Source organism: Bifidobacterium sp. ESL0819 (assembly GCF_052606245.1).
The window spans coordinates 1,254,602-1,280,114 of record NZ_CP199587.1 but is presented as its reverse complement, the minus strand read 5'-3'; the positions used below and the strand labels follow the sequence as shown (position 1 = coordinate 1,280,114).

General features: G+C 57.1%; 20 protein-coding genes, 1 other RNA gene, 1 pseudogene and 1 riboswitch. Of the genes and pseudogenes, 14 read left to right on the top strand and 8 right to left on the bottom strand.

All coding sequences use genetic code 11. The features are described 5' to 3' along the window. The first annotated feature begins 188 nt into the window (after window positions 1-188). Complete coding sequence (locus ACUIAD_RS05330) at window positions 189-1,739, top strand: aminopeptidase P family protein (protein ID WP_445343805.1); 1,551 nt, start codon at window positions 189-191, stop codon at window positions 1,737-1,739. A 2-nt stretch (window positions 1,740-1,741) separates the two neighbouring features. Continuing rightward, window positions 1,742-2,278: an NUDIX hydrolase gene (locus ACUIAD_RS05325; protein ID WP_445342991.1), complete on the top strand. Its 537-nt coding sequence runs from the start codon at window positions 1,742-1,744 to the stop codon at window positions 2,276-2,278. 354 nt (window positions 2,279-2,632) lie between these two features. On the opposite strand, the gene ACUIAD_RS05320 is transcribed toward ACUIAD_RS05325, so the two are convergent. Then, window positions 2,633-5,863 carry a glycoside hydrolase family 2 TIM barrel-domain containing protein gene (locus ACUIAD_RS05320; protein ID WP_445342990.1) on the bottom strand — a complete coding sequence of 1,077 codons (3,231 nt, stop codon included), beginning with the start codon at window positions 5,861-5,863 and terminating at the stop codon, window positions 2,633-2,635. Window positions 5,864-6,083: 220 nt separating this feature from the next. After that, window positions 6,084-6,506: pseudogene (locus tag ACUIAD_RS05315) on the bottom strand (hypothetical protein); the annotation flags it as partial. Between the two features lie 604 nt (window positions 6,507-7,110). Between ACUIAD_RS05315 and ACUIAD_RS05310 the strand changes: the two are divergent. From ACUIAD_RS05310 to ACUIAD_RS05275, 8 genes are all read left to right on the top strand, one after another. Then, on the top strand, window positions 7,111-8,388 hold the full coding sequence (locus ACUIAD_RS05310) for an ROK family transcriptional regulator (protein WP_445342989.1): 1,278 nt from the start codon (window positions 7,111-7,113) through the stop codon (window positions 8,386-8,388). Continuing rightward, window positions 8,378-9,277, top strand: coding sequence for a carbohydrate kinase family protein (locus ACUIAD_RS05305; protein ID WP_110451889.1), 900 nt, complete (start codon window positions 8,378-8,380; stop codon window positions 9,275-9,277). Before ACUIAD_RS05310 ends, ACUIAD_RS05305 begins: the two co-directional genes overlap by 11 nt. A 243-nt stretch (window positions 9,278-9,520) precedes the next feature. Continuing rightward, window positions 9,521-9,919, top strand: a transfer-messenger RNA (tmRNA) gene (gene ssrA, locus ACUIAD_RS05300). Between the two features lie 837 nt (window positions 9,920-10,756). Next, window positions 10,757-11,719 (top strand): ABC-three component system protein, encoded by a 963-nt coding sequence (locus ACUIAD_RS05295; protein WP_445342988.1) that lies wholly within the window; start codon window positions 10,757-10,759, stop codon window positions 11,717-11,719. Then, entirely contained in the window at window positions 11,670-11,972 is a 303-nt protein-coding gene (locus ACUIAD_RS05290; protein ID WP_445342987.1) for an ABC-three component system middle component 6, read from the top strand. The genes ACUIAD_RS05295 and ACUIAD_RS05290 overlap by 50 nt, the downstream gene beginning before the upstream one ends. Before the next feature lie 34 nt (window positions 11,973-12,006). Further along, window positions 12,007-13,650 carry an ABC-three component system protein gene (locus tag ACUIAD_RS05285; RefSeq protein ID WP_445342986.1) on the top strand — a complete coding sequence of 548 codons (1,644 nt, stop codon included), beginning with the start codon at window positions 12,007-12,009 and terminating at the stop codon, window positions 13,648-13,650. A gap of 521 nt (window positions 13,651-14,171) precedes the next feature. Continuing rightward, window positions 14,172-14,351, top strand: a complete 180-nt coding sequence (locus ACUIAD_RS05280; protein WP_445342985.1) for a type II toxin-antitoxin system RelB/DinJ family antitoxin — start codon at window positions 14,172-14,174, stop codon at window positions 14,349-14,351. Between the two features lie 57 nt (window positions 14,352-14,408). Next, window positions 14,409-14,588: a hypothetical protein gene (locus ACUIAD_RS05275; protein ID WP_445342984.1), complete on the top strand. Its 180-nt coding sequence runs from the start codon at window positions 14,409-14,411 to the stop codon at window positions 14,586-14,588. Window positions 14,589-14,982: 394 nt separating this feature from the next. Here the strand turns inward: ACUIAD_RS05275 and ACUIAD_RS05270 are convergent, their stop codons facing one another. Beyond that, window positions 14,983-16,422, bottom strand: coding sequence for an FtsX-like permease family protein (locus tag ACUIAD_RS05270; RefSeq protein ID WP_445342983.1), 1,440 nt, complete (start codon window positions 16,420-16,422; stop codon window positions 14,983-14,985). A 200-nt stretch (window positions 16,423-16,622) separates the two neighbouring features. Continuing rightward, window positions 16,623-16,686: riboswitch (guanidine-III (ykkC-III) riboswitch) on the top strand. Window positions 16,687-16,694: 8 nt separating this feature from the next. Here ACUIAD_RS05270 and ACUIAD_RS05265 point away from each other — a divergent pair. The 4 genes from ACUIAD_RS05265 to dtd all read left to right on the top strand — a co-directional run bounded on the left by ACUIAD_RS05265 (window position 16,695) and on the right by dtd (window position 18,492). Further along, the gene (locus tag ACUIAD_RS05265) at window positions 16,695-17,012 is read left to right on the top strand and encodes a DMT family transporter (protein ID WP_110452275.1); all 318 of its coding nucleotides are present in this window, start codon (window positions 16,695-16,697) and stop codon (window positions 17,010-17,012) included. Between the two features lie 69 nt (window positions 17,013-17,081). Next, on the top strand, window positions 17,082-17,600 hold the full coding sequence (locus ACUIAD_RS05260) for a GNAT family N-acetyltransferase (protein ID WP_445342982.1): 519 nt from the start codon (window positions 17,082-17,084) through the stop codon (window positions 17,598-17,600). 58 nt (window positions 17,601-17,658) lie between these two features. Then, on the top strand, window positions 17,659-17,847 hold the full coding sequence (locus ACUIAD_RS05255) for a hypothetical protein (RefSeq protein ID WP_110451884.1): 189 nt from the start codon (window positions 17,659-17,661) through the stop codon (window positions 17,845-17,847). Between the two features lie 144 nt (window positions 17,848-17,991). Continuing rightward, entirely contained in the window at window positions 17,992-18,492 is a 501-nt protein-coding gene (dtd, locus tag ACUIAD_RS05250) for a D-aminoacyl-tRNA deacylase (protein ID WP_445342981.1), read from the top strand. Here dtd and ACUIAD_RS05245 read toward each other — a convergent pair. From ACUIAD_RS05245 to murD, 5 genes are all read right to left on the bottom strand, one after another. Continuing rightward, window positions 18,485-19,762 carry a cell division protein FtsQ/DivIB gene (locus ACUIAD_RS05245; RefSeq protein ID WP_445342980.1) on the bottom strand — a complete coding sequence of 426 codons (1,278 nt, stop codon included), beginning with the start codon at window positions 19,760-19,762 and terminating at the stop codon, window positions 18,485-18,487. The genes dtd and ACUIAD_RS05245 overlap by 8 nt on opposite strands. Continuing rightward, on the bottom strand, window positions 19,759-21,366 hold the full coding sequence (gene murC, locus ACUIAD_RS05240) for a UDP-N-acetylmuramate--L-alanine ligase (protein ID WP_445343804.1): 1,608 nt from the start codon (window positions 21,364-21,366) through the stop codon (window positions 19,759-19,761). The genes ACUIAD_RS05245 and murC overlap by 4 nt, the downstream gene beginning before the upstream one ends. 130 nt (window positions 21,367-21,496) lie before the next feature. Beyond that, window positions 21,497-22,729, bottom strand: coding sequence for a UDP-N-acetylglucosamine--N-acetylmuramyl-(pentapeptide) pyrophosphoryl-undecaprenol N-acetylglucosamine transferase (locus tag ACUIAD_RS05235; RefSeq protein ID WP_445343803.1), 1,233 nt, complete (start codon window positions 22,727-22,729; stop codon window positions 21,497-21,499). A gap of 70 nt (window positions 22,730-22,799) precedes the next feature. Further along, window positions 22,800-24,023 (bottom strand): peptidoglycan glycosyltransferase FtsW, encoded by a 1,224-nt coding sequence (locus ACUIAD_RS05230; protein WP_445342979.1) that lies wholly within the window; start codon window positions 24,021-24,023, stop codon window positions 22,800-22,802. Next, window positions 24,007-25,446: a UDP-N-acetylmuramoyl-L-alanine--D-glutamate ligase gene (murD, locus tag ACUIAD_RS05225; RefSeq protein ID WP_445342978.1), complete on the bottom strand. Its 1,440-nt coding sequence runs from the start codon at window positions 25,444-25,446 to the stop codon at window positions 24,007-24,009. The genes ACUIAD_RS05230 and murD overlap by 17 nt, the downstream gene beginning before the upstream one ends. Window positions 25,447-25,513 lie beyond the last annotated feature (67 nt).

The window sequence follows — 25,513 nt, the reverse complement described above, 5'->3', positions numbered from 1 at the left end:
GCTGCTGGTGGATGCTTCCCGCCCATTCTAAGCGCGACCGGCCCCGATTGAAGGCCAGGGCAGCTGACCGCCACATCGGCAGAACGCACTAGCATGGAACCAACATAGTCAGAACCGGGATTTCAAGGAGGCTGGACGTGACCGCATCCGCACAGGAGCATCTACGAGGAGACACCGATCCCAAAAATGTGGATCTGGACGAGCAGAACATGGAAGACCGGGTGAACAACCGCACCCTGCGCCCCAATTCCCCCTCCTTCCAGAAGTTCATGACCACCGGGTGGCAGGCCCAGGAGCCGCAGATCGAGCCTCTGGAGTCCAGCAAATACACTGAGCGCCGCATGCGTGAGCTGGGCCAGCGCTTCCCCGGCGAACGACTGGTCATCCCCGCTGGCTCCTACAAGACCCGAAACAATGACAATGACTACGCCTTCCGCCCAGACACCACCTTCGCCTACTACACGGGCCTGGGCGAGGACTATGAGCCCGGAGCCATCCTGGTCCTAGACCCAGTGGACCCCGACAGTCCGGAAGCCGCCAAGGGCCTGACTCATACCCCTGAACTCTTCGTCCATCCCCGGGCCGACCAGTCCACCCGCGACTACTACCGGTCCTCCCAGTATGGGGAATACTGGGTAGGCCCCCGGGCCGGGCTGCGGGAGCTGGCCGTCATGACCGGCATCCCCACCAAGGACATCGCCACCTTCCCCGATGCCATCGCCAAGGACCTGGGACCGGACCAGGGAGCGGTCAAGCTGAGGGTGATCCGAACCGCCGACCAGGAGGTCCTCAACCAGGTGGAGGCCGCCCGCAAGGCCAACGGCATCGGCGGTCCGGACCGTAACGAGGAGGCGGACGATAAGCTCGAGGAGTTCACCTCCGAGGCCCGCATGATCAAGGACGACTACGAGGTGGGCGAGATGCGCAAGGCCATCGCCGCCACCAAGGACGGATTCGACCGAATTCTGACCCATCTGCCGCAAGTGACGGGCCGTCCCCGCTCCGAACGGATGCTGGAGGGCGTCTTCAACGCCAACGCCCGCGAGAAGGGCAATGACGTAGGCTACGGGTCCATCATCGCCTCGGGCAAGCACGCCCCCATCCTGCACTGGATGCGCAATGACGGAACCGTCCAGAAGGGCGATCTGCTCCTGATCGACGCCGGTGTAGAGGTCAACAGCCTCTACACGGCCGACATCACCCGCACCTTCCCCGTGGGCGGCACCTTCAGCCCCCTGCAGAAGCGGATCTACCAGACCGTGCTCAAGGCCCAGCAGGCCGGCTTCGAGGCAGCCAAGCCCGGGGCCACCTACTCGGACATCCACCATGCCGTCATGCGTGTGCTGGCGCAGACCCTGCATGAGTGGGGCATCCTCAAGGTCAGCGTGGAGGAGTCCCTCTCCCCTCAGGGCCAGCAGCACCGTCGCTGGCACGCCTGCGGCTGCGCCCACCACCTGGGTCTGGACGTGCATGACTGCGCCGAGGCCCGCTACGAGTCTTACCAGGGTGCACCAATTACCCCGGGAATGATCTTCACCATCGAGCCTGGACTCTACTTCAAGGAGAACGATCTGCTGGTGCCCCCGGAGTTCCGTGGCATCGGCGTGCGCGTGGAGGACGACGTGCTCATGACCGAGCAGGGTCCCCAGTGGCTGTCCGCAGGCATCCCCAAGACCGTAGAGGATGTGGAAGCCTGGATGGCACAGCGGGCTGCGCTCGCCGACCCGGACCGGGACTGACTATGCCCACCCCTGATTTCATCCTCAGACTGCGCAAGTCCATAGGTCATGACCTGCTCTGGCTGAACGGCGTGACGGCCTTCGTCCGCGATGACCAGGGCCGTGTCCTGCTGGGCCGACGCTCCGACACCGGACAGTGGGCCCTGGTCTATGGGATCAATGAGCCAGGCGAGGATCCGGCCGACACCGTGATTCGCGAGGTCAGGGAAGAGACCGGGGTGGATGTGATCGTCACTGCCTTGGCGGCGGTTACATCCTCCAGGGAGGCGGTCACCTATGCCAATGGGGATCAGACCATGTACATGGATCATCTGTTCATCTGCCGACCTGATCCCAGCGGCAATGCCAACCCCTTTGTGGGAGACGAGGAGAGCCTGTCAGTCGGATGGTTCGACCCCGATCGGCTTCCAGCCCCGCTGGCCCAGACTACTGTGGAACGCATGACCCGAGCGCGAACCTATCTGAAACGTCTGCATGGCGGAGATGCCCACGCCCTCTTCAGGGTCAATGGCAGTGAGCTGCCAGTCAATCCCGACTAGTCTCGGGTTGACCGCTAAACCTGGGCGAAGCCAATCATCATATGGGCTATACAACTATTCGATGAATGAGAGGACTAGCGCCTGCGCTGATATAGCTACCGCCGACCCACGGATTCTTCGGATGGTTTAGTTCTCGAAGAAATCCAGCGGATCATCGATGAAGCGACGCAGGCCCACAAGAGCTGCCCCCTTGGGGGCCGGACGGAGCCTGATAACGCCCAGGGCATCGCGGCTATATGCCTCCCCCACGACTGGCCGGTGGACGTCGAGACCACACTGACGCGAACTCCATGCGAGCAGGTCTACCAACAGTACCTGCGCTGGCGGGGCTGAAAGACCCCGCCAGTCTCTGTTTCACTTGGAACGGACTCGCAGATGCAGTCCGAAGACCAGGTCGGTTTCGTCCAAGCGGTAGGCGGGATCCAGCTCAGGTCCGCAGCTGTTGGAGCCTATGCCGCTTGTGGCATAGTCCAAGCAGAGCACGGTCGAGCCGCATTCCTCAAGCTCATGGTCATGCCCCTTGGCGGTCAGCTCCTCCTGCGTATAGGGGGAGCAATTGAAGCTGATCGGCCCTTCCCCCGCCGCCTGCAGCAGGGAGCGGTCATCCTCCACCAGGACGTAGTCGCAGCCATAGCGGGAGCCGTTCTCCTGGGGACGCAGGTAGTGCTCGACCATGCCTGACGCGGTGTCATGGAACACACCATAGTGGCTGGCACGATGCATGTCCCGATAGCTCTCATAGGGCCCATAACCGCAGTAGGTAACCTGCTGGAGGCTCCGGAGCAGGAAGAGCCGCAGACCAAACCTAGGCAGGTAGGGGAACTCAGGATTCCGATGCAGCTCCATGCTCAGATCCAGCCCACCTTGGTCGCTCAGGGTCCAGGTGGCAAGGATGCTGCCCATGGGCTGAATGTAGGGGGCCACTAGGGAAAGCCCAGTCTTGATTGTGGTCAGCCCCTTGCTCTGATCAGTCCGCAGCTGGCAGGAGAGAGCCCTAGTGCTAGCCCGATCGTATTCGGCCTTGCGCCATTCCTCCTTGATGGTGGCATCGTTATCGGTGGGCGCCCGCCAGAGGTTGACCTCCATAGGGGCGGTCAGCAGGGAACGGTTGTCGATGCTCATGGATTCCACCATGCCGGTGCGGCGGTTGAAGACGTAACGCCAGTCGGACCCTTCAACATCGAAGCGGGCATCCGTCTGCCTGACCACCGGCCGATGGGCGCCCCGGGCTCCGTTGCCAGGATCGGCACTGATGACTCTGGCCACGCCGTTGGGGCGTTCAGGCATTCCCATGTCCGCGGCTTCAAGCTGATCGAAGCCTAGCGGATGCCCTTGGGGAAGCACCGGATCGGCCTTGGCCAGGGCATACTCCACCAGCAGGGTCAGACGACCGCGCTCGGGCGGATCCATGGGCGGCAAGCCTACGGTACCCTCAGCATGGGGGGCGATGTGCAGGCCGGTTCCCCTATTCAGTTCCGGCGACCCGGAGGCCACCGGCTCCCCATCACACAGAAGGATCCACTTCAGGCTCAGGTATTCATCCAGGAAGGTGAAGTCCAGATAGTTATGGAGGGTGAGCAGCCGGGTCTGCGGATCGTAGCCGACAAGACGGGCTGGACGGAAGACGTTCTTGAACTCCCTGAGGCCGGTGTGGGGCTGCCGATCGGGATAGACCAGACCATCCATGCAGAAGTTGGCATCATGGGGGTACTCGCCGTGGTCCCCCCCGTAGGCATAGATCCGACGGCCCTCGCGGTCCCTGCCCTGGTCGATGGCATGGTCGGCCCACTCCCAGATGCAGCCGCCCAGGAGCCCTGGATGCGCCTGAATGACCTGGAAGTAGTCCTCCAGATCCCCAGGACCCAGCCCCATGGCATGGCTGTATTCGCATAGGAAGTATGGTCGACGACCTCCGTCCCCGTCGTCCCCGTGGCTGCTGATGCCATGAGGACCCTCCGGCGTGAAATAATCCTCGATTTGCTTGATGGTGGGATACATCCGCGAGGTGATGTCCAGATTGCTGTAGTCCAGATCCTCCCGGGGCGAGCCGTGGATGGCCGACTCGTAGTGGGTCAGACGGGAGGGGTCCCGAGACTTGGTCCAGGCCAGCGCCGCCTCGATGCCGCAGCCATAGCCGCTTTCGTTGCCCATGGACCAGATCAGAATCGAAGGGTGGTTCTTGTCCCGCTCCAGGCTGCGTTGGACCCGGTCGACGATGGCATCGGTAAAGCGCGGCTCGTCAGCGATGCGACCGTTCCAGTAATCGGGCTCCTTCCACTCCGGACCGTGGTAAAGACCTTCGATGCCATGGGCCTCCAGATCGGCCTCGGCGATCAGGTAGAAGCCCAGCTGATCGTAGAGGGCGTAGTACTGGGGGCTGTTGGGGTAATGGGATGTGCGAATGGCGTTGACGTTGTGCTCCTTCATCAGAGTCAGGTCACGCATGATCTGCTCCTGGTCGATGACGAATCCGGTGCACGGATCCCCGTCGTGGCGGTTGACCCCATGGATCTTGATGGGGCTGCCGTTGACCTTGACCACCTGGCCGTCCAGGCTGATGGTGCGCAGACCGATGTACTCGGTGATAACCTCATCCGAATCGCCGGAGCCAGGAGCACTGGCTTTAGTGGACAGCGTCAGCCGATAGAGTTCAGGGTCCTCGGCGTTCCAGAGGCGGGGATGGTCGACCTCCATGAGCAATTGCGCAGGCCCCTTGCAACCTGCCAGCTCGGCCCGTGCTACCTCAACTCCATCGGGATCAGTCAGCAGAGCCTGGACGTCTAGAGCGGCATCGTCATGGCCTGATACGCCGGTCGGATCCAGGTCCAGGGTTACGCTGGCATGTTCCAGCCCCTCATCCAGGTCGGTGTGGACGAACCAGTCGCGCAAACGCACCTTAGGTCGACGCAGAATGTAGACATCGCGGAAGATGCCACTCATACGGAACTTGTCCTGGTCCTCCAGATAGCTGCCGTCGCACCATTTAAGCACCAGGACGGCCAGCTGGTTACGGCCCTGCCTCAGATGGTCGGTCACGTCGAACTCGCTGGTGGCATGCGAGACCTGGCTGTAGCCAATCAGATCCCCGTTGACCCAAAGATAGAAGCAGGAGTCCACCCCCTCGAAATTGAGCAGGGCCCGGGGCGCTGAGGAATCAGGCTCGTAATCGAAGTCGCGCAGGTAGATGCCGCAGGGATTGTCAGCAGGCACTCTGGGCGGATCGAAGGGGAATGGATAGCGCACGTTGGTGTACTGGGGGTAGTCGTAGCCCTGAGTCTGCCAGACTCCTGGCACATGGATTGGCCTGTATACCCCTAGTCCTGCATCCCTGGAAAGGCAGTAGTCGGCTTCGAAAAAGACAGGGTCCTTGGCCTCGGTTGCGGACTGGACATCGGCATCCAGCTGGTCGATGCTGGCATAATAACGAAAATCCCAATCCCCATCCAGGTCTAGGTACCGGTCAGAGTCCCTGCGCCGATCGCCACGCGTGTCCAGAGAGACGCTAGCCGGGACGCAGTAGGCATGGTTGGGCTCAGTCCCCACATGCAGCGTAGCTGGATCCTCATAATACCGTGGTATGAACATGACGACTCCATCCTCCTCGGTGGCCTTGGCAGCAGACGTTTCACAGGCGTAACTGTTTACGTTTACACGCGACCATGATACCGGGACGGGACACACAATTTCAGCGGTTGCCACAGATCTCATCGAACCGGATGGGCCACGCTCTCGCGGATGACCAGCTCAGTGAGGCAGGGATGCCGACGATGAAGCGCAGCATGAATGCTTCGGTCTTAAAGGCATCCATGTATCCGGCCTCGCGGGCCACACGGACCTCATGCTGATAGGTATGCATGGCCAGGTTGGCGTGGTTGTCTTCGACGCTGAGCTTGAAATTATCCTGCAGATCGTAAGTGTGCAGGAAGCTGATGGTGGTGGCTGCGTCGTAGTCGTATTAGTGAAGAGCTCGAAGGCATAGTCCACCTTGGTCAGCGCCTGATTTATGGGATCGGTGTAGCGGTAGCAGGACCTTCGCAAGGTGGGATCGCCGAAGGGATCCACCAGACCCTGGTTACAAGGTGCGCCACCAGGCCACGGCGAAACGCAGCCAGTTTTTCATGTGCTTGCCGGCCGCCGCCTTGTTCTTGCCGTAGTAGCGCAAGCCCAAGCCTTCCTTGATGCTCTGGCAGCCCCCGTATTCAATCTTGTCGCCCTCCCGCAGACCGATCCGAAATGCTCCTTTGCCTCATGCATTTGCCGTTACGGCGTTCACAGGGGAGGAAATCAGTTTCTGCCTGCTGAACAGCAGGGGCAGAAAGACAGATTGCTTTTATCATCTTGTTAAATTATATAGATGGGGCTTACGCAGACTCATGAAGCGAATCTGAGTGGTAGCCCCATGACTACCGTCTGAAGATTCGAGCTCAAGCTGCAAGGGCACCTGCGCAAGCCGACCGTTCCGTCTGCACCATCGCCAGGGCTTGTGTCCCGCAATGGGTGCGCGTACGCCCGGCCCAGAGCCTTACGGGATGGGGTATGAAGCAGCACTGTCGCAGACCAGCAGTCGATCACTCTGCACTCGATCAGTCAAATCCTCAGGTGCCATGGGCTTGTCGAGGCCCTTCTCGTCGGCACATCCTACTTTCACAAAGCACAACCCTCCCCAGCTACAGATCCAGCTACAGATATAGGCAAATCCGACGGCTATCCTCCATCAGTTCCTTTACCAGTGTCGAACCAGTTGCACAGGGATTAAACGATGTTAATATATAAACGCCGTTGATGAAGTATGCGAAGTTCGCGTGACAGTAGCGCTCAAGGAGGAGGCCGATATGCGAAGCAGCCCATACGCCAGCACGCCAAAGGCCCTCTCCGAGCTCAACCAGTCACGGATCGTCCAATACCTGCACCGGCGGGGCACCAGTTCGCGAGCACAGATGGCCCGGGAACTCAATCTGACACCGGCGGCAGTGAGCAAGCTCGTGGCCCGTCTGGTCAGCCTGGGTCTGATCAGCGAGACCGGCAGCCTGGACTCAGAAGGTGGCCGTCGATCAATCGGCCTGACCCTGAACGCCGACCGCTACCAGGTCATCGGAGTCAAGTTCGCCCGCAGTCTGATCAGCATTGGACTCTTCGACATCAGCGGCCGCCTGCTGGACTCGGAAGAGCTGCCCCCCGTCGACCCCGATGACATCCCCGGAGCCGTGGCCGAGGTCAGAACCCGAGTGGGAAGACGGCTGGAGACAAACCCTGCCATCGTGGCCGTAGGCATGGCCGTGCCGGGTCCTTACCTACGCGAGACCGGCCGCATCGCCCTGGTCACCAACATGCCCGGCTGGCGTGGCGTGGACTTCATCCATGAATTCGGCCAGGCCTTCCGCGTACCCACCTTTATCGAGCAGGATGCCCGAGCCGGCGCGCTGGCCCAGAGTCTCTTCGATCCCCGCATAAGAGCATCCAGCATAGCCTACTTCCTGGTGGGCGAAGGCGTGGGGCTTGGAGTCATTGACAGAGGCGCCCTGGTGGACGGCAGCCAGGGAGCAGCCACCGAGATCGGCCATGTCAGCATCGATCTGAACGGCCTGCCATGCGAATGCGGCAACCGAGGCTGCCTGGAATGCTACTGCTCGACGGTAGCCATCCACCGCCGCATGTGTCAGCCGGATATGCAGATTCAGTTCCCCGGAGTCAAAGCCATGACCCACGCCAAAGCCTGCGCGTGCCTGTTCGACCAGGCGCGTTCGGGCCATCAAGCCGCACGGACCCTAGTGGATCAGATAGCCGATTACGTGGGTTACGGCTGTGTGACCATCGTCAACGCCTACAATCCAGCCCAAATCATCATCGGAGACATGGTGGCCGCCGCCGGAACCCGCCTGCTGGAACGGGTTCAGACCATGGTGTCCCAGCGCGCCCTGCCTGGCCTGCGCGAGCACACGCAGATCCTGCTCTCCCGCCTTCCAGCAGATGCGACGCTGACCGGCGCTGCGGCGGTAGCAGCCAGCCAATTTTTGGAGCACCCGGCCAGCATGGGTCGCACAGCTGTGAAATCAATAAGCACAAGGCGGGCGCATCACCCGTCGTCAGGAAAGGAACACCATGACCAGTAAACCCGTGGTCCTCAGCATCGGCGAAATCCTCTGGGACGTCCTGCCAACAGGCAAGCGGGCCGGAGGCGCACCGGTCAACTTCAGCTATCACGCCGCAAAGAACGGAGCGGAAGGCTATGCCATCAGCGCCGTGGGCCGGGACGACCTGGGCCGGGAGCTTGAGGAGGCTGTTCACAAGGCCGGGGTCGACGCCGTCCTGCAGCACAACGACCACCCCACCAGCACCGTCGAGGTTCAGCTGACCGAGGGCATCCCCCAATACGTCTTCAAGCCTGATGTGGCCTGGGATCATCTGGAATACACGGATGACCTGGCCGGGCTGGCCAGCAAGGCCGATGCGGTCTGCTATGGCACGTTGGGCATGCGCAGCGGCAAATCCCGCGAGACCTGCCTGCAGGTGCTGCGCCACACCAAGAGCCACGCCATGCGCTTCTTCGACATCAATCTGCGTGGCACCTTCTACAGCAAGGATCTGATCCAGGAGCTGCTGGACATGGCCACGGTCTTCAAGCTCAACGACGAGGAGCTGGTCACCCTGCGCGATATGTTCCACGTTCCCGGAGCCACTGACGACGAGCTCTGCCGCTGGTTCATGGACCAGTGGCACCTGGACACCATCGTGCTGACCGCTGGCAGCGACTATAGCACGATCTATCTGGCGGACGGCCAGTCCTCGCATCTGCCCACTCCTGAAATCACTGTGGCCGACACGGTCGGAGCCGGCGATGCCTTCTCTGGGACGTTCGCCATCAACCGCCTTCTGGGAGCCTCCCTGACTCAGGCCCACCGGGCCGCCGTCAATACCGCCGCCTTCGTCTGCACCCAGCAGGGCGCCTGGCCCGAATATCCCGAGCATATCCCCGACTATCTAGGCCAGCAGGGTCAGTGACCCTCACCTTTGCGCATGATTTGGTCCCGCCCTGTTGAACTGTCGACTGGACGGGATCAAACTTATATTTTCGGAATTGGGAATTTACCAGATGCTGATGAGCCTTGGTCGACTGGGCTTCGTGGCTTGACCAGGATTCAAGTCAATGCCGAGGGAGAAGCGGGAATACCTGCAGCGTCAATCTGTTGTATACTGGCGAGGCTGGTCCATAATGGCACCAGCGGAGCTTGATAATTCAAGATTGGGGCTGATCGGTTTCGACGGTGACCTGTTCGTCGCAGGGAAGCGTGCCGAGAACGCGGGGGTCCGCTCGTTAATGTCCTCCCGCAAACAACAAGTGCTAAATCTAACCGCACTGAGTTCGCTCTCGCTGCCTGAGCTTCGCGCCAGGATTAATCAGTGAGCAGCTGCTCCGTTCACTCCCCTTCGCCTTCGGGGGGATGCTGAGCGTCATTAAGAAGACTTGCCTGAATTGCCGCGCCACAGAGCGGTTCGGGGACTTTTTCTGCGGCTATGCCCGCCACCGGTTGTCTGCGACATAGGTGGGGGCAGACAGATAGCCACAAAGGCCAGCAGACTACGCACGTAGAAGACTGAGGGTGCGGTCACCGGACCGGGGTTCAATTCCCCGCAGCTCCACAAGACATGAAACGTCATTCCGCATAGTGTGACGTCTATAATTGAATTTTAGACTATTGGGAATCTGGTTGTCGGTCAGTTAGTAAGCAGAGTCGACCGGATTTAAGAAAAGTTCTATAATAATGGATTGCATGACCTTGATTATTGTGATTTGCAGCAAGAACCAATTCCGCTCTCCTAATATATATGTACGGATTGGATTAATTATTAATTAAGTCGAAGCAAGCATCCTCTGATTGCTACTGTTATCTCCTGTCTCTGAAATTGAGAGTATTAGATACAGCGATGCTGTTCTTTGTGTGCGAATTTCGAAATAAATCAATATTTATTACGTAAGTTACATCCAGGAATTATTCTAATACTGGTATTAGCTTTAATTTGATGTGACCTGCCAAATCCTAACTCATGCCATTAGACGTTAACCCCGTCCCTACCTTTCTGCATAGAATCCGGTAGAAACCACCTTATGTTCATTTTAAGCCCCTGAGACTTATAGATTTCCTGCTTCTGTGCAGCATTCACAGACCAGCACTTCTTATTTATTTTTTAATTATTATTTGTAAAAGTAAAAAAGCTGCCTCTCTAAGTAATAATACAAGTCGCGTGAACTCTACCCTTTTCTCTAAACAGTCAGCGGCCGCAAGATTCATAGGTTCCCATGCTTGCTACAAAAAGACACTCTAGTAAGAAATTAGTTTATTCATGAAAACCGATTGAAATGAAAACCCAAGTTACGATAATTAATCGTGGGGGTGGTATCACAGTCTGCGTTTCACATTGTCATTTCTTGACATTACTCTGATGCATAGAGGCGAAGTGGCCGTTGAAAGGGAGCCTACAATGCTTGATTCGGCTTGGAGAGAGTGGTATCAAAATGAGCACGAGCGTGAGTTCAACATTCGTCAAGGCAATAGCTTTGAAGATTACGTATCAAAAGTCCTAAAACTTGTAGATCCGGAGTTCATTGATCCCGATCCGATGGGTAGTCTTGGCGATGAAGGCTGTGATGGTCTTTCCGGTGACGGAAAGACGCTATATGCTTGTTATGGCAAATCAGCAAAAACAATTCAAAACAGTCGCGACGCTTACACCGCGCAAAAAATGGAAATTGATCTGACAAAAGCTGTAAGAAACTGGCCTGATATCCAGACTTGGTGTTTCATTACAAATGCTCCAATTGGACCAAAAACCGCAAAAAAATACAAGGAACTAAAGCAACATTTCCAGTCGGATATCTCAAAGCGTTTAAACATTCAAATTTGGAATTCTCAAAGTCTGTGGCAAATACTCTGCAAGTTGGATGATGAAAGACTGTCCCAGGTTCTACCTCCTGCCCCTCATGCTGAGGATACTAAGTTCCAAGACGTGGTAGAAGCCATTGAAAGAATCGGAAATGACAACACATACACTCTGATCGAATCTCGTATTGGAGAAGTCTCTCCCCAAAAAATGGAATACAATGAAATAAGTCCTATGAACAAGATTGCATTCAATGAAGGGCGACAACTTTCTCCAGAGATAGAGAAATGGTTTGATCTCCAATCTGATGCAAACCTATATGATGTTAAAGCCCGCTTGATACGGAAACGTTATGAAAAGCTCAGCAAGACGTGTCAAGATTCCGATGAGATACTAGAGAACCTATACGTCTATGTAGGAGGCACGGATTTCCGCTTTGACACCTCGAGAAAGACAGCAGTTTATGCAGTAGTCTCATATTTTTTTGATCGTTGTGATATCTTCAAAGATCCTTATGAACACAAATATCTGCAGGCAGGTGATTCTGATGCTGCTACCAACTAAAGGATTAAGTTCTGATAGAGCGCTTCTGACGATAGGCGCTCAAATAATATCACTGATGAAGAGACATATGTCAGAGTCTGAAATATGGGACGCTTATCAAGAGAAGATTTCACGGCAGAACGATATACCTTTAGTTACATTTGATTGGTTCTCACTTGCTCTTACCATGTTGTTTACTCTCGGTGTCATCAAATATGACAAGTTCGGAAGATTGGAGCTGAAGAATGTTCCTTCACAAAGTCAGCGCAAATGACTCGAGGTTCAAAACTCTATTATTCCATGATGGTATGAACATTGTCACAGCTGATCGTACGCAAGAGTCAGAAGATAATGACAGCAGAAATGGTGCTGGTAAAACCAGTTTGGCTAGAATATTACGATATCTGCTAGGTGGAAATATGACTAGGGGAAATCCACTCAAAGTAGAGGCATTAAAAGATTTCACTTTTTCTGCCAACTTCACATTGCCTGAAGGAAGATTCTACGTAGAACGCCCTATGCATCCGATGACTAGAATTACAATCAACGGAAAAGAAGAGACAATTGACACCTGGAAAGCTTTAGTAGGCCATGCATACAGTCTCACTGAAGAGATTTCCCGTCCGACGCTTGGAGAGCTCGTTTCCCAAACTATCCGCACAGATTTCAATAATCCGATAAAAACTGATCCGCACGATTCTGACTGGCAAGATGGAGTTCGACTGGGATATTTACTTGGATTATCGCCATACAAGCTCAACGCTGTGAAATCGGTAAAAGCGCTGAAGAAAAATCAAAAAAATATAAAGAAAGCCATTAAAGACGGCGCCCTGCCTGGAATATCACTGGATGAGGGCACAATACGTTCGAAATTAATCAATGCCGAAAAACAGCGTGATCGAATGTCAAATGAACTCAAGCACTTCAAAGTCGATGAACAATACCGAGACCATCAGGAAAAAGCCGATGAGTTATCTCAACAAATTCGGGATTTAAACGAAGAAGTGCTAAGCCTTAAGAAGCGCAAAGATGGTCTTGAAAAAGCGATGAAGGCTAATTCAAATGAAAAAACCCTTTTTGATAGAGATAATGAAAATCAAATTCAACAGTTGTATGCCGAGATGAAGATAGTACTTCCAGACGCAATTTTCCAGCGATATGAGGATGTCCTTGCTTTCAACAAATCAATAGTAAGAAATCGCAAAATATTCTTGGATTCCGAACTTAGATCGGTTCTGGAACAACTAGAAAAGGACAGTAATAAAATTGCTTGTTTGGATGCACAGCGAGCCTCAATCATGGAAATACTAAATACTGGTATAGCTTTGGAAACGTTTCAAAAGGCGCAGCAGAAGGTCCAAAAGCTTGAAGACCAAATAATCAGATTAAAAAAAGAACTTGATCTCGCAACGAACTTGAATGCGAATCATATAGAGCTTAAAAGGAAGGCGGCAGATGCCCAAGCTGAATTACATAATGATATTATTTCGCAAGAAAATCGTGAAAGAGAAGAGGACGTTATCAGCAGATTTACTGAGTTGGGCAACGAAATCTATCGTGATAGAGAAGCCAATTTATCTATAGTAGATGCCGCCGACGGCCAGCTTTCAGTAACCCCCTCGATTATAGGTGATGCGTCAGCGGGTATAAAACAAGTAGAAATGTTCTTACTTGACATGGTCTTCTTGACGAACGCAATGGAACTTGGCCGATCTCCCAGATTCATATTTCATGATAGTAGGTTGTTTGATTCAATGGATAGCAGACAGCTAGGATCATGCCTAAATATCGGAGCCAGGCTTGCCGACAAAATAGGATTTCAGTATGTGGTAACTGTAAATTCAGACAATCTACGGAATGCTGAAGGCTTCGAGAATAAGGAAGAGTATCAAGTTAAGCCTACGCTTACTGATTATGGTGAGTCAGGGGGATTATTCGGTTTCCGCTTTTAAGCTATTTTGATAAAGTCATATGTTTTCTTTTCTCGTGCAGCCTATTTAAGTTTCCAATGATTTGCTCATGAGGAACTTTTATCCCTATAACAACTACATCCACCTCCACTAGAAAAGAGGGATGCGTGTGAAAATCCGTTAGAGCGTATCCGTGAATTCGTGTTTTGCCTGAGTACCTCAAATCTGGCAAGACAGTATTAACCGAGTACGTTAGGTGTCAAGCGTCAAATAAACCGATGCTTTTAGTCTCTATAACTAAGGCAGGGGTCCAAAAGTATGTAAAACTAAATAAACTGATTGTATACAGTATCGCACATACCTATTCCTATTTATTTGGATTCAACAGTTTTTTATTCTCTATGCTTGCAAAATCACTCGTATCAAGGATGCCATACGGCAGCTTTTTCAATTAGGCCGATTTTCATCCAATCTCCAAAATTAATCCGTTAAGGGTGATATTGATCTTGCATTGGAGCCCAAAAGACAAGTAGCTTAACTGGCGGTTGCTAACAATGTAAGAGATGGCAAGAATTCAAATTTACGTAAGCGCAGATATGAAGCGCCGGGCCTCACAGCTTTTTGAAGATCTAGGCCTAGATCCCGACACGGCGATTAATATGTTTCTCTCTCAGTCGTTGTGCGAAGTTGAACTTCCATTTCGCTCTCGACTTTCCAAATTCGACAGAGATAGAAGAAGTTGAGACATTGCCCGCTCATTCAAGCGGGCAATGCAGTGAACATGAAAGACACCATCCATCATGATTGAGTTTGAGTTTGCATATACGCAAAAGTTTCTATATGAGATCAAGGAAATCGGCAAGCAGCAGTTCGGCTTGAGCTGGCTCTATCAAATGCTTGACGACGTGGCCGATTACAATTTAAACTCCCTAAGCGAAGATATCGAGACCACCAATTGGAGTATATTGGTTCAGATATGAGTATTTGCATGGCAACGTAGACTGGCTTTAGTGTACAAACATGACGCGAGTCGACTGATTCTCACTGTGATGACCACAGCAGCCATAAACAAACATTATGATGCAATCGAGAATCTTGGCAATTAAGGCTGGTTCCGACTGACTCGAATCACTGTAATTAAGCCACCAGTTTGGTCGCAATTTATTCACTTCATAGATATTGCACCGGAGCGCATAGAAATTGGCTTACCAAAGCGAGCATCCAGCTGCATTTGACTCATTGACTAGTGCTGGCCAAGCCCACGAAGCACTGCCTATTTATGAATATGCAACACACAACCGTGGCCGAAATCACCGTCTTTGCATGACAGCTCAATTACACTTCACAGGTCCAGGGAGTAAAGCTCATTGTCTATCATTCGCCTATGGCGCCTTGCAGAATGGCTATGGGCGAGCGCTTCAAAGCAGGCCGCACCGTCAGCATGGTCGCCAACGAACCGACAACGATGATCGGCAACCCGCATATGAGGAAGAACTGCCATGGAAAGACTATGGACAGGCTGTGGACAAGGGGCCAATAGACCACGGCCGTGCTCAGTCCAACTAGTCCGGTGCCGCCTGCTGCGATGATAATGCCTGTAGTCATCACGATGGTGCCGTCCAATATGGATATAGCAGTCAGCTGCTGCGGGTTTGCGCCGGCAATTGACAGGAGCGCCAGATCAAGGTCACGATCCCGAGCGGCGATGGCGAACCCCGCGATGACGCCGACCAAGGCGACCAGCAGCGCTGCCCAGAAACCATAGAGCAACTCCAAGGTTCCTCCCGATGTGACGTTCTCTATTCCCGATACCTTGTTCATGGCGACGGTACTGGTGCCTCCAGCAGCCAGCAGACCGCCGATTAGAAACATGCAGGCAGTCAGAGCTATAACTGTTGAGCCGAATGTGGTGTCTCGACTCCTGACTACAGCCTGTGAACGCGCTATCCGCCAAACGGCAGATGACGACGGCACTAGAGCGGTCCAAAGTTGAGTGACCCTGCTTATAACAGGCCCCCCAGAACGCGCCAAGGCAATCAGCAACAAGAGAATAGCAAACAGCGGTCCACTTCCAACGGTACTTATGACTGCCTTGACCTGCTTAGGCTCTAAGGACACAGAGCCGCTGTGCGAAAGATAGGCAAAGACAGGCAATGGCAATAGCAGCAAGGCCAGCCCAAGGAAAAGGGATACAAGACCGCGTCCATGTCGGGGCCGGTCAATCGATTCGCTCTCCTCAGCACGGCGCACCATCCGGACGGGTGTCATCTCCCCCAAATCCCGCAATGTCCGGCTGGTCGCCAAGACGGCCGTGGCCAACCCCACTGCGAGACCAGTCAGGGCAGACCTGGGAAAACCGTGCCAGGTAAAAGCGAAATGTACCGGCATTCGCATCCCTGTGGAATACCAATCGAGGATCCTTCCAGCCAGCGCAGGTGAAAGAGCCACAGCAACAAGAAAGGCCGGAAGAGCCAGAATCATCACCTGCAAAAGCGTAAGCACCAGGATCTGCTTAGGCGTAGCTCCCAGCAGCGAGAGAAGGGCCAGCCCCTGCCGACGTTGGCGAATTGATGCCTGCAGGGTCTGCTTGATCACCAGGCAGCCGAGCACAATAACCGTGAGGAAGACCAGACTCAGAGCCGAAGCCAGACTCTTGGCAGGATCCCTGGTCTTGACTGACAAACCCTGGTAATAGCTGTTGACGCCCATGCTCACGCTCATGGCACAGAGCAGGGTTTGGGTAACCACAAGAACGATAAAGACGCCAGCCCAGATGCCACTATTGGCTTTCAGGTCACGCAAGGCCCAAGTCATGATTCATTCACCTGCCACATCCTGGTGCGTACACTCGGCTACATTCATCTATTTATATGAATAGTCGATCGACGCGGAATGCAACATCCGGCAAACCCCTGAAACGACCCTGAATCAACCCTGATTCCTTCTCACGATGGACTGTCGATCACTCCCGTGCTCAGTTCATTATCAGAGTTGCCCCCGTGCTATTCTGATGTTCAGAATCTGGTTCAGGTTCCCGGACGATGGTCAAGTACCCGGACAGTGACAAGACTTGCCGAAAGGGAACCATGTCCTCGTGGATCGTACTCATACTCGCTGGCATCTGTGAATCGGTCTGGGCCACCGCCCTAGGCAAGTCTCAAAGCTTTACCAAAATCGTCCCTGACATCGTTTTTATTGTGGGACTGATTGCCAGCATGGCGGGTCTGGCCTTTGCCATGCGCAGCATTCCTGCCAGCACGGCCTACGCGGTCTGGGTCGGCATCGGAGCTGCCTTGACTGTCCTATACGCCATGGCTATTGGATCGGAGCCTGTTTCACTCGCCCGCATTCTACTCATCATCGGTCTAGTCGCCTGCGTGGTCGGACTCAAGGTCATCAATTAAGAACAGCGCTCATCAACACAGATACATCCGAGCGATCGAATCAAGAGCAAGAGGAAAGGAATCGCCATCATGACCGCAGTAATACGGCGATGCACATCGAATGACACCAGGCTGATACGTTCCTTGGGCATGACCGCCTTCCGCGACACTTTCGCCGCCGACAACAGCCGGAAAAACATGGCAGACTACCTCCGGCACTCCTTCTTCCCCGAACTGGTCAAGTCACAACTGTCCGAACCTGAGTCCGTTTTTCTTCTGGCCAGCGTGAATGGCACGCCCGCAGCCTATATGCAGCTCAACACCGGGAAGGCCCAGACAGAGCAGTTCGGTGACACTTCGATGGAGATCGAGCGGCTATACGTCCTATCGGACTTCAAACGCCAGGGACTGGGCAGCATGCTGATCAATCAGGCCTTCGAACAAGCCTGGAACCAGAGCCTGAGCAAAATCTGGCTGGGCGTATGGGAGCACAATGAGCCCGCCCAACGTTTCTACCGAGCCATGGGCTTCAAACGGACCGGAGACCACACCTTCATCTTGGGCGAGGATCTACAGACCGACTGGATCATGACCGCAGCGGTCAATTGACGGATGCGTCTGTACAACCAAGCGGCGCCGACGAATCTGAGACGACCCAAGGGAAGCCATGACCGGCCAGAATCCGCATATCGGCGGAGAAAGCAGGTCACTCATCATGACATCATCGATGCACACCGATCAGGATTGCACCGAAGATCAGCCCGTCGATTACATTGGCAACATGAGCACCGTGCACTTCGACCTGAAGCCACCCGCCAAAAGGGCTGAAAGAGACAGCCATCGACTGGACCACTGACAAGGACCCGTTTGTCATGCCTGCGTTGAGGTGAGCTTCCCTCATGCGGGTCTTCAAACAGTTCTCTGCCTGCTCCCCACCAAGTACCGGTCCAGCTTTTCCTTTCGGCACTATAACAATGCCTGAACTCTCTAGACTGGAACCATGAGAATCGTCATACAGCGGGTCAGCCATGCCCGGGTCGATGTGGTCGACGAGCAGGGACAGCCGGATCCTGATTTTAAACCCCAAAGCATCGGCACGGGGCTCTTGCTTTTGGTGGCCGTCCAGGACAGCGACAGCGATACCCAAGTGGACTATGCCGTACGCAAGCTGACCCGAATGCGTATCTTCGCCGACGAGGCGGGCCGGATGAATCGATCGGTCCTGGACTGCGGCGGCTCCATCCTCTCCATTTCCCAGTTCACCCTCTATGCGGATCTGCGTCACGGCAACCGTCCAAGCTTCATAGCTGCGGGAGAGCCTGAGCACGCCCAGAGCGTCTGGCAGGATCTGAACCGGGCTCTGGCAGCAACCGGTGTCCCCGTTACCGTGGGACAATTCGGCGCCCACATGCGAGTGGATTTCATCAATGACGGCCCTGTGACAATCCTGCTGGACACTGACAGGCTGATGAAGACAACATCCTCTTCAGCAGCTATTTGACGATAGGCCGCAGGGGCGCCGACACATCCAGCTGATGCTTGTCGCCGATCTTGGAAGGGTCGTTGATGATCTTGTCGACCACGGCTTGTTTGAGCTTCAGGTCAGATCCGTCGCCCCATATGATGACATGTTTGCCCTGATCCAGCTCGGTGGTGATGGAGTCCTGGGTCTCTGCAGTCACCTTGGTCACCGAATGGCGCATGGCCTCCGGCATGGTCGACAGAATCCGCAAGGTCTGCCTGACCGCCTGATCCTGCTGGGCCCGCTTCACAGTGGCCACCTGGATGACCGGCACCCCGTCCACCGGCTTGGAGACGGTATTGAGCGTCCTGCCCTGTCTGTCAACGGCCGTCAGCTTGCCATGGGCGTCCTTGAAGACCGCAGTGGGCTCCTGTGCCTCGAAGGTCACCTTCAGCCCGTGCGGAAAGCTCTTGCGGACCTTGGCATCGGTCACCCCGGCCATGCCGCTGATCTCCTGCTCGACGCCATTGGTGGAAATCAGCAGAAGCGAGCGATCTCCCTGATGGGCCACGATTGAGGAGACACGTTCGTCGGACACCCATGCATTGCCACCACTGACATTGATCTTGTCAGTCTGCAGGCGGAAGACCGGAGAAAGAAAGAACAGCCACGCCAGTCCTGCGATCAGAGCCACGACCAGGAGGACGACGCCTGTTCGGATCAGAACCAGCCTGCGACTGACCTTCTTCTTCTCGCGCACCCGGGCCTGAAAGTCCAGCACCTTAGGCCGAACGAAGATCCCCAGCCCCCGGTCCTCCAGGTCGGTGCCTATCCTGCCTGACACCGGTCGGTCCGGCGGTATGGTCCTTGCATCGACGAACCCCCCGGTCGAACTCGTCGAACGTGAGAGCGCAGACTTGGATGCCCCGGATTCGGATACGGAAGCGCTGCTGCCTTTTACCAGCGAACGGGAGGATGAGGAGGCCGACCTGGGGCTACGCGTCCGGGATCCGCTTGCATTCTTGGAACGATTCGGACGACCCTTGAGACGTTTCGACCCCTTGAGATCTCCGGATCGCTTGAGGCGTTTGCCTCCGTTGCCTGTTTTTTTAGCCTTGGACCTGTCGGTCACGGATGCAGCATCGGAGACGGTTGACCTCGCCGATCTGGCAGTTGTGCCGGTCTGCGGTTCCTTTTTCAAAGGCTTGGCCTGCCCAGACCGGGCCGTCCGCGCAGCCTTGGCAGCCCGGACGGCCTTAGCCCTGGACGAGGCCCCGCCGGAGGCGCTGCGACCCTTGCCGGTCTTCACTGCTGGTCCCGTTCAGCCAGCCTGTCAAGAATGACTGGCCCCATGGCAGTGACATCACCGGCCCCTACGGTCAGGATCACATCCCCCGGCTCAGCCCGCTCGGCCAGATCCAAAGCGGCCTGACGCATGTTCGGGCAGGACCGGAAGACTGTCCCGTTCGATCTATTGCCGGAATCCTGAGGCTTCTGGTCCGAGTCCCGGCCGACAAGAGGCCCAGCAGCCGCAATCTTGCGGGCGGCGGAGGGAATGGTCCCGGCATCCACGCCTGGATAGTCGCTGGCCAGCTCACGGGCGGGGAAGATGTCAGTTACCGTCACATCATCTGCCAGGGACAAAGCGTCCGCAAACCGATCTGCGAAGATGGCGGTGCGCGAATACAGGTGGGGCTGGAAGAGCACTCTGATGGTCCGACCCGGATAACGTCGTCTGGCGGCAGTCAGCAGTGCTGCGATCTCCGTGGGATGATGGGCGTAATCATCCACTACGGTGACCTCGTGCTGGCATCCACGGACCTCGAAGCGTCTGGAGGCCCCCCGAAAATCGGCGGCGCAGGCGGCGGCCGTATCAGGTTCCATTCCCAGCAGGATAGCGGCGATGATTGCCGCAGCGGCATTGCGGGCGTTGTGGATACCGGGAATCGCCAAATCCACCTGCAGATCGAGCGGCTTGCCGGCCTCCAATCCTGCTGCCTGGAGCACCTGCGCCGGGAGAGCTAGACGGCAATGCTCACGACCGCTGCCACTGCTTTCGGACTCGGATTCGATGCGAACCAGGCCAAGGACTCCGGGCAAGGATTCAGCACTCAGCCGGGGATCTGAACCATAGATGATGATTCCGGCTCTGCAGTCCCCATGCAGCCGCCGCAAGACCTCCAGTGCGCCCCGGTCGTCCCCGCAGACCACCAGGAAGCGGCGGGCCTGCCGGGCATGTTCGACAAAGGCCTGGTGGAAGGCGTCAGCGGTGCCGTAGTGGTCCAGGTGGTCGGGCTCCACGTTGGTAATGATGGCGATGTCGGGAGTGTACTTGCCAAAGCTGCCGTCGGACTCATCCGCCTCGGCCACCAGAACCCGCCCGGCTCCCACATGGCCTCCGTCCATGGGCCCCTGGTCGCTCTGAAGGCTGCCCCCGATGGCGTAGCTGGGATCGGCCAGATCCCCTTGGCCGCCCTTGGTCAGCAGGTGGGCCAAGAGCGCGCTGGTGGTGGTCTTGCCATGGGCTCCAGCCACGGTGACCGAAATCCTGGAGGCCATGAGCAGGGCCAGAATGTCACTGCGATGAACCAGTCGGGCACCAGCGTCACGAGCAGCCAGAATCTCTGGATTGTCGGGCTTGATGGCACTGGACCAAACCACTGTGCGGGCCCCGGCCACGTTGCTGGCATCCTGACCGATGGCGACAGGGATTCCCAGCTGACGCAGACGGCGGGTCTTGTCCCCCTCGGCGCGGTCGGAGCCCGAGACCTGTACCCCCTCCTGGTGAAGCATCTCGGCCAGCACGCTCATCCCAGCCCCGCCGATGCCGATGAAGTGGGTGGGCCCCAGATCCTTGGGGTCGCACACTCCGGCCTGGGCCAAGGCAGGCAGGCAGGGGTCCAGAACCGGCAGGGACCGGTCGCCGTCACCCTGCCGACCGGGCGCAGTATTCAATTCATGCTTTGGCACAGTAGTTGCATCTCCTCCAACAGTTCAGGACCATTTAGGACGGTCACCCTTCACCTGCCTCCATTATGCCCGATTAGGCCCTCCCTGAGTCCTTGCGAGCAATGTGTTGGCCGGCCATGGTCAGAATCTGCTCAGCCATCACCTGAGCGGCATCGCGAATCCCGTACCCCCAGGCTCGGCGGCGCATGTCAGCCAGCCTATCCTTATCAGCCATAAGCGCAGGGACGTGCTCGCCCACCCATTTGGCGTCCAGTGCCGCATCATCCACCATGAGCCCTCCCCCGGCCTGTACGACCGGCTGGGCGTTGAATCGCTGCTCGCCGTTGCCGATGGGCAGGGGCACGTAGATGGCGGGCACGCCCAAGGCGGCCAGCTCGCTGACAGATCCGGCACCGGCCCGGCAGACCACCAGATCAGCGCAGGCGAAGGCCAGATCGATCCGCTCCAGGTATTCGGCCATGTGGTAGTCCCCCTGGCCCCGGTGAGCCGGATCCAGATCGTTGATGGCTGCATCGCACAGATTCGCAGCCACTTGTTCTTTGACTTGACCGGTCTTGCCACGACCGGTCAGATGGATCACCTGGGTTCGGTCCAACAGCTGCCGAGCCGCGCCAGCTACCGCCTTGTTCAGGCTGAGCGCGCCCAGGGAACCGCCGGTGACCAGCAGGATGGGCCTATCGGGATCCAGACCCAGTGACCGTGCCGACTCACGACGGGCGCCGGAGCGGTCAGTCTCCATCTGCTTGGCTAGTCGGGCGATGGCTGGCCGCAGGGGCAGACCCACGCGGCGCACGGGTACTCCCGCCCGGGCCCGGATGCCCGTATCCTCGTAGGCTGTACCTACAAAATCGGCCCAGCGGGCGCCCAGCTTGTTGGCCATGCCCGCCCGGGCGTTCTGCTCGTGGACGACGATGGGCAGACCCAGATTCCGTGCGGCCCTGTAGACCGGCGCCGAGGCATAACCGCCAAAGCCGACCACCAGGTCGGCCGACCGATCCTGCAGGTACCCTCGGACCCGCTGCACCTCACGCCGCCAGCGCCGGGGGAAGTCCAGGGCGGCCTTGCCGGGGCGACGAGGGAAGGGCACCTTCTCAATCAGGTCCAGGGGAAGTCCAGCAGCCGGCACCAGGTCGTGCTCCAAGCCGACAGCGGTGCCGATCACGCTGATGGAAGCCTGGGGGCGGCGCTCCCGAATGACCGCAGCCACGCTGAGCAGAGGGTTGACATGCCCTGCCGTCCCCCCTCCGGCCAGCACCAGATGGGGACCAGCACCTCTTTCGGCATGCTTCTGGTCATGCCCAGGCATTTCGTTCTCAGCCCTCGTCGCTGTCGTCATCCTCGAATCCGCTTCCTTCCCATCACGTCCATTCCGCTTCTCAGGACCCCTCCGTGGCTGCCTTCACGTCAGGCTGGGTCCGAATCATCTTCAGAGCCACCCCGGCCGATGCCAGGCACGAGATCAGGGCGGTCCCTCCAGCCGAGACGAAGGGCAGAGGCAGCCCGATGACCGGCAGCAGGCCCAGAACCACGCAGATGTTGATCAGGGCTTGGCCCACCAGCCACACATCCAGACAGATCAGCACCATGCCCGCATACCGGTTCCTGGTTGTCAGGGCGATTCGCAGCATGCACCAGCCCATGACCACAAAGACCAGAATAAGCATGGCCGCCCCTACGAAGCCCAGCTCCTCGCCGATGACTGCGAAGATGAAGTCATTGTGCGCCTCGGGCAGGTAGTTCCACTTCTCCCTTGAGTTGCCCAGCCCTACTCCGGTCAATCCCCCAGAAGCCATGGCATAAAGCCCGTGGATGGACTGGTAGCAGACCCCTTGAATGTCATCCGCCGAGCACTTGCCATAGGCAGCCATGATCCGCTGGGTCCGGTTGCTGTTGCCATAGACCGAAAAACCGATGACAGCAGCCATCCCCAGAGCCGCCAGGCTGAGCAGCCAGCGCAGGGGGAAGCCTGAGACCAGGAAGGCCACGAAACCGATGATGACAATGATCATGGCGGTTCCCAAATCCTTGCCCAGCATGATCAGCAGGAAACTGACTATAAAGCCGACGGCCGGCTTGGCATAGGCCTTCGCCAGGGTCTTCAAGTCAGAATCCTTGCCAGCCTGCCGCTGGGCTTCGATCAGGGCCTGCGGCAGCCACAGACACAGGGCCAGCTTGAGCAGCTCAGCCGGCTGCATGGAAATGCCGCCCACCGAGATCCAGCCCTCGTTGCCGTTGGCAGACCGCCCCAGCGGCGTACGGGTCAGCAGCTGGACGCCCTGGCTGACGATCAGAAACCCAGTGCTCCAGTTCCGGTAGTGGTCGACGCTGATCCTCACAGCCAAAAGGGCCAGAAACAGCCCCACCACTGCATATATGCTCTGGCGAATGACCTGACTCCAGGGTGAGCTGCCCTGGGCCACCAGATCCACAGCCGAGGAGGAGAAGACCATCATCAGACCGAAGACTGTAGTAGCGACGACCGTAGCCAGAAAGCCGTAGTAGCACCAGAGCGGGTTGAGAATAGCCCGCCAGCCCCGGTAGTCCCCCTTGCCGTCAGACCCGCGGGAGGAGGCCGTGTGTGGATCAGTGTCGCGCTTCATGCTCGTGGACCCACTGTTTGGCCTGGTTGGCAAACTGGTCGCCTCGGTCGGCATAAGATGCGAACTGATCCATGGATGCACAGGCAGGCGCCAACAGAACCACCTGACCGGGCTGCGCATAGGAGCCTGCAGCCTGAACAGCCCGGGCCATGACCTGATCTCCATCGCCAGGATCAATCAGAGTAACCGGCAGATCGGGTGCCTGGTCCTTGATGGCCTGGACCATGGGCTGCTGATCCTGGCCGATGACCACGGCTGCAGCCAGCTTGGACCTGCGGGACCGAACCAGATCGTCAAAGCGGGCGCCTTTGGCCAGCCCACCAGCCAGCCAGACCACCTGGCCGTCATGGTAGCTGGCCAAGGAAGCCTCGGCGGCATGGGCATTGGTGGCCTTGGAATCGTCTACAAAGCGAATGGCCTGCGAACCCTGACCCAGGGTGGCCACGGTGCTGATCCTATGGTCGCCGGGCGTGAAGGCGCGCATGGCCTCGATGGCCGCGTCGACGCGGGCTCCAGCACCCAGAGCCAAGGCTAGAGCGCATAGGGCATCAGCAAGCAGATGGGGATAGACAGTGCCGTCAGGCTCGCTCAGGTCCGTCAACTCGGCCACCTGGACCAGTCTGACGCCCTCTTCAAGATCCTGACCCGTCAATCCACTGCGATCCACGACCCAGCCGTCCTCCACACCCAGCTGCCCAGGCTCGGGCCTACCCAGAGTGAAGCCCACCCTTCGGCAACCGGAGGCTGGCTGAGCCTGTCTGGCCAGATCAGAAACCCGGGGGTCGTCAGCGTTGTAGACCAAGGACTTGCGCACGCCCCGGTAAATGCGCGCCTTGTCGGCCGCATAGGCCTCGAAGCCCCCGTGCCAATCCAGGTGGTCGTCGGCCAGATTAGTGATGGCCGCGCACTCCAGAGCCGCAGAGAAGGTAAAGTGCAGCTGGAAGGAGCTCAACTCCACACAGAGCAGGTCATTGGCTGGGTCCAGGACGGCTGTCGAGACGGCCTTGCCGATGTTGCCCACCGCAGGAGCCGTAAACCCGCTGGCCTGCATCATGGCGGCGACCATTCTGGTGGTCGAGGTCTTGCCGTTGGTGCCGGTGATCCCGATCCAGGGCGCTGGCCGGCCGGTCCGTGCTGAAGGCACCCGCAGCATCCAAGCCATCTCCACCTCGCTGACCACGGGAATGCACCGACGCTGCGCCTCAAGAATAAAAGGAGTGCGCGGGTTGAAGACGGGCGAGGCCATGACCAGGTCCACTTGGTCCCAGTCCACTTGATCGAAGTCACGAAGATCGGCATGCGGGGCGGACTGGTCCACAGTGGTCACCCCGGCAGCCCGGCCTCGCAAGGCTGCAGCCACGCTCCGTCCGGAAATGCCCAGTCCGGCTACCAACACTCGCTTCCGGCTCAAGTCCATATCCACGAACACCTCATTCCGTTAGCTCCGGCATCTGCTTGGCATGATACCGGCTGCCGAGGGCTGGCACCAT